The sequence below is a fragment of the Aeromicrobium sp. 50.2.37 genome, from assembly GCF_024655735.1.
Classification (GTDB): domain Bacteria; phylum Actinomycetota; class Actinomycetes; order Propionibacteriales; family Nocardioidaceae; genus Aeromicrobium.
Genome location: NZ_JANLGG010000033.1, coordinates 24,067 through 32,539 on the forward strand (window position 1 = coordinate 24,067; position 8,473 = coordinate 32,539).

The 8,473-nt window shown below is 68.5% G+C and carries 8 protein-coding genes and 1 pseudogene; 6 read left to right on the forward strand and 3 right to left on the reverse strand.

Annotated features, from left to right (window positions below; genetic code table 11):
• The first annotated feature begins 60 nt into the window (after nucleotides 1–60).
• From NUV38_RS15140 to NUV38_RS15160, 5 genes are all read left to right on the forward strand, one after another.
• Nucleotides 61–351, forward strand: coding sequence for a hypothetical protein (locus NUV38_RS15140; protein WP_257729920.1), 291 nt, complete (start codon nucleotides 61–63; stop codon nucleotides 349–351).
• 90 nt (nucleotides 352–441) lie between these two features.
• Entirely contained in the window at nucleotides 442–882 is a 441-nt protein-coding gene (locus tag NUV38_RS15145; RefSeq protein ID WP_257729921.1) for a hypothetical protein, read from the forward strand.
• A gap of 83 nt (nucleotides 883–965) precedes the next feature.
• Nucleotides 966–1,520 (forward strand): DUF305 domain-containing protein, encoded by a 555-nt coding sequence (locus NUV38_RS15150; RefSeq protein ID WP_257729922.1) that lies wholly within the window; start codon nucleotides 966–968, stop codon nucleotides 1,518–1,520.
• 59 nt (nucleotides 1,521–1,579) lie between these two features.
• Nucleotides 1,580–2,398 (forward strand): F510_1955 family glycosylhydrolase, encoded by an 819-nt coding sequence (locus NUV38_RS15155; RefSeq protein WP_257729923.1) that lies wholly within the window; start codon nucleotides 1,580–1,582, stop codon nucleotides 2,396–2,398.
• Nucleotides 2,399–2,628: 230 nt separating this feature from the next.
• Nucleotides 2,629–3,141, forward strand: coding sequence for a DUF3152 domain-containing protein (locus tag NUV38_RS15160; RefSeq protein WP_257729928.1), 513 nt, complete (start codon nucleotides 2,629–2,631; stop codon nucleotides 3,139–3,141).
• Between the two features lie 541 nt (nucleotides 3,142–3,682).
• Here NUV38_RS15160 and NUV38_RS15165 read toward each other — a convergent pair.
• On the reverse strand, nucleotides 3,683–4,936 hold the full coding sequence (locus NUV38_RS15165; protein WP_257729924.1) for an FAD-binding oxidoreductase: 1,254 nt from the start codon (nucleotides 4,934–4,936) through the stop codon (nucleotides 3,683–3,685).
• Between the two features lie 86 nt (nucleotides 4,937–5,022).
• Nucleotides 5,023–6,171: a CdaR family transcriptional regulator gene (locus tag NUV38_RS15170; protein ID WP_257729925.1), complete on the reverse strand. Its 1,149-nt coding sequence runs from the start codon at nucleotides 6,169–6,171 to the stop codon at nucleotides 5,023–5,025.
• A 229-nt stretch (nucleotides 6,172–6,400) separates the two neighbouring features.
• Here NUV38_RS15170 and gdhA point away from each other — a divergent pair, with 229 nt between their 5' ends.
• Nucleotides 6,401–7,741 carry an NADP-specific glutamate dehydrogenase gene (gdhA, locus tag NUV38_RS15175; RefSeq protein WP_257729926.1) on the forward strand — a complete coding sequence of 447 codons (1,341 nt, stop codon included), beginning with the start codon at nucleotides 6,401–6,403 and terminating at the stop codon, nucleotides 7,739–7,741.
• Between the two features lie 562 nt (nucleotides 7,742–8,303).
• On the opposite strand, the pseudogene NUV38_RS15180 reads toward gdhA, so the two are convergent.
• Nucleotides 8,304–8,473 (reverse strand): annotated as a pseudogene (locus tag NUV38_RS15180) (ISL3 family transposase); the annotation flags it as partial.

The window sequence follows — 8,473 nt, forward strand, 5'->3', positions numbered from 1 at the left end:
GATCGTAGTAATTCCTCGTCCCGCCGGATCAACGAGCCGGCCCACGTCAGGAGTTCCCCATTGCGCCGCATTGTCGCTCTCGCCGCACTCTGCGAAGACCGAACGGGCAAACAGCAGGACTCCAGGGCGGCGCTCTTCCGTTCCCATGTCGAGGGTGTGAGCCTGGCATGGATCATTCCGACCGCGACGTCGCTAGCGCTGACGTCGAGAGTCGGGTCCAGCGCGACGTTCGAAGACGGCCAGGCCCTCCGGGTCAGCGGCATACCGACGTTCTTCCTCAACGGCAAGATGCTCCAGCCGTCCTCGACCGATGAGTTCATCGCCGCCAACGACGAAACGCTGGCGAGCTGAGCGATGCGGCTCGTCGGCGTCGAGGCCCCCTTCGGCGAGGAGCGCGGTGCGAACCCGCGCGGTGGGGCCCGCTCGCTACCATCAGGACTCATGGGTGCCGTCCGGGGAGTGTGGTCGTCGCCAGCACGTTCTCGCGTCCTGCTGGTGCTGCTGGCGCCTGCCCTCGTCGTCGGCATCATCGTGATGCACCATCTGCTGTCCACCGCCGCTTCGCCCACCCCGTTCGCACCGTCCGTGGCTGTGGCGTCGGCCGGGCACGAGCCAGCTCCCGCCGGCCACCTGGCGACGTCGGGCACGTCGGCCCACGGCGAGGGCGATGAGCACTCGTCCATGGCGCAGCACTGCGGTGGGCTGCTCGCGGCCTGCCTGGCACTGCTCCTGACCGTCGCCGGCCTCCTGCGTTGGCGACACGCTCCCTCGTGGCGGGTGCTGTGGCTTCGCGCCCGTCCGACTCGTTTCAGCACCGGTCTCGTCAGAGATCGCCTCGAGCACCTGACCCCCTTGGAACGCACCACCGTTCTGCGCTGCTGAGGAGCGCCCGAGCCCCGGACTCTCGGGGCGAGCGCACACCACCACCTCATTGCACCCACAGGAGAACAACGATGCGTACACGCATGCTTGCAGCGACCCTCGTCGCTGCCGCGGCCGCCTTGGCCGCCTGCTCGAACACCGGGGACGCCGACTCGTCGGCGGACTTCAACAAGGCCGATGTCAGCTTCGCCCGGGAGATGATCCCGCACCACCGTCAGGCGACCGAGATGGCCGAGATGGCTGCCTCGAGGACCGAGAACGCCGACGTCCTCGAGCTGGCCGAGGAGATCTCGGCCGCCCAGGGTCCGGAGATCGAGACGATGACCGGGTGGCTGGAGTCCTGGGGAGAGGACGTCCCCGAGGACACAGGATCGATGTCCGGCATGGACCACTCGGGCATGGACTCGATGCCCGGGATGATGTCCGCCGACGACATGGCAGAGCTCGAGGACGCGCAGGACGCGACGTTCGACGAGCTGTTCCTGACCATGATGGTCGAGCACCACGAAGGCGCGGTCGCGATGGCCAGGGCTGAGCAGAAGGACGGCAAGAACGCCGATGCTGTCGAGCTGGCCGAGGAGATCGAGGTCGCGCAGACCGAGGAGATCTCCACGATGCGCGAGCTGCTCGGCTCCTGAGCCGAGCACGCCCAAACCGGTCGCCACCCGGCGGCCGGTTTGGGCAACCGGCTGCCATCATGCGCACCTTCACACCCGCCAGGCGCAGCACCATCGTCGCTGCCCTGATGATCCTGTTGCTCGGCGCCTGCGCCGACCCCCAAGCCGAGCCCACTGGCGTGTCAGCGTTCGGCCATGTCCACGGTCTCGGCCTCAATTCCAAGGACGGACGGTTGTACGTCGCCACGCACAACGGCCTGTTCGTCGTGGACGACGGAGAGGCTCAACGCGTTGGACACCTCGAGCACGACCTGATGGGATTCGCCGTCGTCGGGCCAGACACGTTCCTGGCCAGCGGTCACCCTGCCTCTGGCGACCTGCCCGACCCCATGGGTCTGGTCCGCAGTGACGACGACGGCCTCAGCTGGGAACCGGTCAGCCTCGTCGGTGAGTCGGACCTGCACAGCCTCGACGTCGAGGACGACACGATCGCCGCCTACGACTCGACCGCGAGCCGGGTCCTGTTCTCCAAGGACGCGGGGCGCACCTTCGACACGCTCGCCACGATCGAGGCCATCGACACGGCCCTGCTGGATGCCGACACCGTCCTCGTGGCCGGCACTGATGGCGTCCTGAGCCTCGTTGACGTCGAGGGCAGCGAACGACTGGAAGGCACGCCCGGGCTCGCCTTCGTCGACCGCGCCAGCCAAGGTCTCGCTGCCCTCGGACCCGACGGTCAGGTGTGGGTCTCAGGCGATGCGCGGTCCTGGTCGGGGCGCGGCCAGCTCGACGGCGTCCCCGCGGCCCTCGAGACCGGCGGCCGGCGTTGGCATGCAGCCACCTCGACCGGCATCTACACCAGCAGCGACGAGGGTGCGTCGTGGGAGAAGGTGCTGTGACGAAGGTCGGCCGTCACCGGTCCCCGCCACGGGTGCGCGGTCGTCGCTGGGTCGCGGCGACGGCCGTCGCCGTGACCGTCGGCGTGGCTGCCGCCGGCGCGTTGGAGCTGCAAGGCGATGCTCCGGCACGCCGGGCCGGTGTCGCCCCCACGGCGTCGGCGAGCCTGAACGACACGCGCTCCTACGACTCGCGCCCCGCGCCCTCACCGGCAGCCACGACACCGGACGACGTGCCCGCGAGGGGGTCCGGAACGTTCACCACCGCGGACGGTGACGGTGCGCGGGCGGGGTCCGCTGGCCGCTTGGTGGACTACCGCGTCGAGGTCGAGGGAGGGCTCGACGTCGAGGTCGAGGACTTCGCCCGCGCGGTGGAAGCCACCCTCGCCGACAAGCGGGGCTGGACTGAGGGCGGCGCGTACTCCTTTCGACGCACAGCGACCGCACCGCTGCGGGTGGTGCTGGCCAGCCCCAAGATGACGGACCGACTCTGCGCGCCGCTCCAGACACGTGGGGAGGTCTCGTGTCGCAACGGCAACGACGTCGTGATCAACGCGCTCCGGTGGACCAAGGGGGTCCCCTACTACGAGGACCTCGAGGACTACCGCGACTACGTCGTCAACCACGAAGTCGGACACAGTCTTGGGTTCGGACACGCGGTCTGTCCTGCGCCAGGTCGGCCCGCGCCGGTCATGCTCCAGCAGACCCTCGGGCTCCAAGGCTGCACGGCGAACCCTTGGCCGTGACGCGCGCTCGGCAGGAGGGTCCGCAGAGTGAAACCGCTTCGCCGATCCCTGTGTCGGCTGCCCGAGCTACGGTGCAGTGCACGGGGTGACACCTGTCATCCCACAGCATCTACGCACGCCTGAGAGTTCTTCGGCGCGTGGGGGAGTCGCCTTGTTGCGGACTCTCCCCGCTACCAGACCAGATTGCGATCGCGATCTGACCGAAGGCCTTCCAGGCGCAACTGGAAGGCCTTCGGTGCGTTCTACCCCCTGTTCGCTTCCGCACAAGCACCTTTGCGGTGCGCGACGCGTCATCACGTCCGACACCCCGTCACCCCGACGTCACCCACGCCAGGCGCGGGCGCTTCGGCGACCGCGGGGTGACGTCGCGTGCGCGATTGGCCACCCCGTCCGCGCGCCGCAGCAGTCGTTCTCGAACGCGGCGATCCTGGCGCGGAGCATCGAGACGGCGCTCCGGCGCGGCGAGTAGGAGCGCGGCCTCACGCGCGAGACCGAACCCGTCACCGAGCAGCCCCGTCTGGCCGGCAGGAGGTGACACCGCTCAGCGCAGGGGGTCGAAGTGCCGCATCAGCTCGTGCCGTTGCCCGCGGACGATGGACTTCGCGAGGATCTGTCCGGTGAATGGTCCAAGGACCATTCCCCACATGCCGTGACCTCCGGCGACGTGGACGCGTGGTGAGCTGGTTGCGCCGATGAGGGGTAGGCCGTCGCTGGTGCAGGGCCGCGAGCCGACCCACTCGGACGTGCGTGCGTTCCAGTCCACGCCCGAGAGCATGGGCCGCGCCGCTTGGACGATGGCGTCGATGCGGCGCGGGTCCAACGGGGCGTCGGGGCGACGGAACTCCATCATCCCAGCAACCCGGAGCCCGGGATTCAACGGCGTGCAGGCGACGCGTTGGGCCGGGAAGTAGATCGGGTTCCGCGGCATGGAGTCGGGCTGGACGGTGAAGCTGTAGCCACGCCCGGCTTGGACGAGGGTGCGAACACCGAAGGGACGAGTCAGCTCTCCCAGCCACGCGCCGGTCGCGACGACGACAGCGTCACCGGCGACGGCTGAGCCGTCCTCGAGGTGGACACGGACTCCGTGCACGGTGCAGTCGTCGAGGTGGGTGGCAGCCGACCCGAAACGAAAGGTCGCGCCTCTCTCCTGGACGGACGAAGCCAGCTGGTCGACGAACTGGCCCGGATTGACGAACCGTTGTCCATTCATCCTGATGCCTGCTTGGACGGCGTCGCCGAGAGCAGGTTCCAGCGCTCGGGTCTGCTGCTCGTCCAAGACCGCGTAGTCCACGTCGGTCCCCAGATCCCTGACGTGGGCGAGCTCGCGCTCGAGTGCGTCGCGGTCCTCGCGCGAGGTGAACGCGGCAAGGAACGGCTCGGCGTCGTGGACTGTCGCGCCCACGGTGTCGTTGCCGACGATCTGGTCGTAGGCGACGAGGCTGTGCTGGTTGATCTCGGCGTAGATCCGCATGGCTTCGCGCCACCGTCCTGGGGTGCACTGGCGGGTGAACCCCGCGAGGAAGCGCAGCAGGCGCACGTCCGACGACAGCGGGATGTACAGCGGGGATGAAGGCGTCAGGAGTGCACGCACACCGGTCGCGAGGACCGCCGGTTCGGCGAGGGGCAACGTCAGGGCCGGAGAGAGCCAACCGGCGTTGCCCCAGGAGGAGCCCGCAGCGATACCGGTGCGGTCGACGATGGTGACGTCCAGACCCTCGTCCTGGAGATGCCAGGCGGTCGAGAGTCCGACGATGCCGCCTCCGATGACGGTGACGCGTTGCGGAGCGGAGTTCATGTCGTCATCATCGGTCGATGAGGTGGCCGAACTGCTGGCCCTTCGGCCACGTTCTGCTCGACCCGGCTGGCCCTTCGGCCAGTTGTCTACGTCTGGCTCCGCTCCACGTTGAGCTCGACCCAGAGAGCGAGGCGGGTCTGGGGGTCTTCGATGTCGAGCTCGCACGCGGCCATGAGACGCCGCAACCGGTTGCGGACGGTGTTGGGATGCACGAACAGCACGGTCGCGGTCTTGGCGATGTCGGCGTTGCAGTCGAGGTAGGCGGTGAGGGTCTCTCGCATCTGTTCTGCTTCTGCGCCGAGCTTGCTCAGCCGGGCGAGGGGCCCGTGTCCGCGGTGGTTGCGGACGAACTGACGTGCGTGGTCGATGAGCAAGGTCGTGTAGTGCGTGTCCGGTCGAGCGACGACCTTCACGTCACCGCGACGTCTCATCGAGTCCAGGAGCAGGTCTGCGTCGGTCCGGGACAGGTCGAGGTCGCGTGCGGCGACGACACTGCGACCCAGACCGACGCTGACGGGTTGAGCATTGTTGCCGAGCCGTTCTTGCACGGTGGTCAGGATGTCGGCGGTCAAGGAGGGGTCGGCACAGATGACGGCGTAGGTCGTGTGCGCGATGCGTGCGCAGGCGACCCGGCGCAGGACAGCCTTCAGATGGAGCTGTACCGCGCCTGTGGGATCGGTGTCGGGACCTACAGCACGGATGGCTGCGACGGACATCGGCGCATCGAGCCTGAGGGAGTGCGCCATCTGTGCTGCTTCCTCACCGCCGGCGAGCAGCGCCGTGACGTGGCGACGGCTGGTTGATGACTTGTCGTCGCGACGAACTCGTCGTGAAGCGATGGCCTTCGCGACGATCGGCGCTGCTGTGGTCAGGATGTGACGCTGTTCCTCCGTCGGCCCGGAGTCGGTGAGCATCCAGATCGATCCGACGAGGACGGTTCGGTGCCGGACGGCGATGACGGCTCGGGGGGTCATGGAAAGGTGCGGCAGCTCGAAGTACTGGACGTCGTCGTGCTCGGCGATGGCGTCGAAGACGCCGGCGTCGGCGAGAGCCTGACGGACGTTCGCCGGAACCTTCCGGTCCAAGATGGTCTCGATGCGGGCGTCATCGACGGCGTCCTGACCGTCTGAGTAGGCGATGACGGCTGCGTCGCGGTCCTCGATGGTGACCGGCGCACCCAGCAGCTGGCTCAGGGAGTCGGCGAGGGAGAAGAGATCGTCGCCGAGCGACAACATGGCATGACCACCTTCGAGACCTGGTGCACCCGAGTGCGCGTCGAACGCACCACCATAGGCCCCGGTGCTCACTCGTCGCCACGAGCACGTGCCGTTCGGCGTCCGGAGCTGGAGTGCACGAGGGGAGGGCGGCCCGGGCTCGGGTGCGAGGCGGTGACAGGCGCGCTCTAGTCTGGGATGCCGCGATGGTCGCGGATCGGTCGCTGGCGGCCGTGGTGGAAGTGGGAACATGGCCGACTCGAAGCTCCAGGTGTTGTTCGACCAGGTCGTGGACCGCAATCCCGGGGAGGCGGAGTTCCACCAAGCCGTTCGAGAGGTCTTCGACAGCCTTGCTCCGGTCGTGGCCAAGCATCCGGAGTACACCGATGCGGCGGTTCTCCAGCGTCTTTGCGAGCCCGAGCGGCAGATCATCTTCCGGGTCCCGTGGACGGACGACCGCGGGGACGTGCGGATCAACCGCGGCTTCAGGGTGGAGTTCAACTCCGCCCTCGGCCCCTACAAGGGCGGACTGCGGTTCCATCCGAGCGTCTACCTCGGCATCGTCAAGTTCCTCGGCTTCGAGCAGATCTTCAAGAACGCGCTGACTGGGCTGCCCATCGGCGGCGGCAAGGGTGGCAGCGACTTCGACCCCAAGGGGCGAAGCGACGCCGAGGTGATGCGCTTCTGCCAGTCGTTCATGACCGAGCTGTACCGACACATCGGCGAGTACACGGACGTCCCGGCAGGTGACATCGGCGTCGGCGGTCGCGAGATCGGCTACCTGTTCGGCCAGTACAAGCGCATCACGAACCGCTACGAGTCCGGGATGCTCACGGGCAAGGGTCTGACCTGGGGCGGGTCGCAGGTGCGCAGGGAGGCCACCGGGTACGGCACCGTGTTCTTCGTCGAGCAGATGCTTTCCGCGGCCGGCGATTCCTTCGACGGGAAGCGGGTCGTCGTGTCGGGTTCGGGCAACGTTGCCATCTATGCCATGGAGAAGGTCGCACAGCTCGGCGGCACCGTCGTCGCTTTCTCGGACTCCAGTGGGTACGTCGTCGAGGAGGCCGGCATCGACCTTGCCACCCTCAAGGAGGTCAAGGAAGTTCAACGCGGTCGGGCCGCCGACTACGTCGAGCGCCGGCCCGATGCCGCGATGGGGTCGGGCGGGTCGATCTGGGACGTCCCGGCCGACATCGCCCTGCCTTGCGCGACGCAGAACGAGCTCGACGAGGCAGAGGCCAGGGTGCTCGTGCGCAACGGGTGCCGCATCGTCGCCGAGGGTGCGAACATGCCCACGACGCCGGCAGCAGTCCGGGTGCTGGCCGACGCCGGAGTGCTGTTCGCGCCGGGCAAGGCCGCGAACGCCGGAGGGGTCGCGACCAGTGCGCTGGAGATGCAGCAGAACGCGTCGCGGGACTCCTGGACGTTCGAGTACACCGAGGAGCGTCTCGAGGAGATCATGCGTGGCATCCACGACCGGTGTCTCGCTACAGCCGACGAGTACGGGCTCCCGGGCGACTACGCGGCTGGAGCCAACATCGCCGGCTTCACCCATGTCGCGGACGCGATGCTGGCGCTCGGCGTCATCTGAGCGGCACTGCGTCCCTGCCCCTCTCTCGATCATTCTCGGGCCGCGATGGTCCCGCGGCCGGCCGGGTCCTCCCGACCAGAGCTCGCGGCGAAGGCCGTCGCACACGGCTGTGCCGGCTGCGCCGAGGAGGGCCAGGTTCGGTACCGGCCTTCGGAGCGTTCGAGAGCCGTCGACCGCGTCGCCCCCCAACAGACCGGACGTCACGGGACCGACCAGGACAACGGCGTGCTCGACCCTCGTCGCAGCACTGTGGCTGTCCGGACGCGACTCGCCTCGTTCGGATGTCAGAGGGTGCACGGACCCTCAGGGCCGGTCGCGTACGCCGCCGCCGGGTGCGCCCTGAGCCGGACCGGCTTCCTTGGGTACAGCAAGGCATCGAGCTCAGGGCGCGGACGTTCTCGAACAGCTTGCACATCTCGTGGTCGGTCTAGACCTCAGTCGCGACCTGACGGCCTTGTGGGTCGGCACCGGGCGGGCTCCAGCAGGGCCCGTCCGCGACCTGCTCGCCATCGCCACCCACGCCGACCGGTCATGACCGGCGAGCCCCGGACGCTTCGACACGCGCGTCGGACCGTCCATCCAACGGCGGTCGACACCCGCGGGCGCCATCGCGGACCGGGGTGAGGTCGATGATCACGGTGACGTACTTGTCGCCACGCCTGGTGTGGCGCCAGACGTGCTCATCGACGCCAATGACCTTCACGCCCTCGAACCGCGTGGGGTCGTTGATCA

Bases quoted from the DNA above. Each gene is read 5' to 3' on its own strand.
- NUV38_RS15150 (WP_257729922.1), top strand. From the start codon at position 966: ATGCTTGCAGCGACCCTCGTCGCTGCCGCGGCCGCCTTGGCCGCCTGC.
- NUV38_RS15145 (WP_257729921.1), top strand. From the start codon at position 442: ATGGGTGCCGTCCGGGGAGTGTGGTCGTCGCCAGCACGTTCTCGCGTC.
- gdhA (WP_257729926.1), top strand. From the start codon at position 6,401: ATGGCCGACTCGAAGCTCCAGGTGTTGTTCGACCAGGTCGTGGACCGC.
- NUV38_RS15170 (WP_257729925.1), bottom strand. From the start codon at position 6,171: ATGTTGTCGCTCGGCGACGATCTCTTCTCCCTCGCCGACTCCCTGAGC.
- NUV38_RS15155 (WP_257729923.1), top strand. From the start codon at position 1,580: ATGCGCACCTTCACACCCGCCAGGCGCAGCACCATCGTCGCTGCCCTG.
- NUV38_RS15165 (WP_257729924.1), bottom strand. From the start codon at position 4,936: ATGAACTCCGCTCCGCAACGCGTCACCGTCATCGGAGGCGGCATCGTC.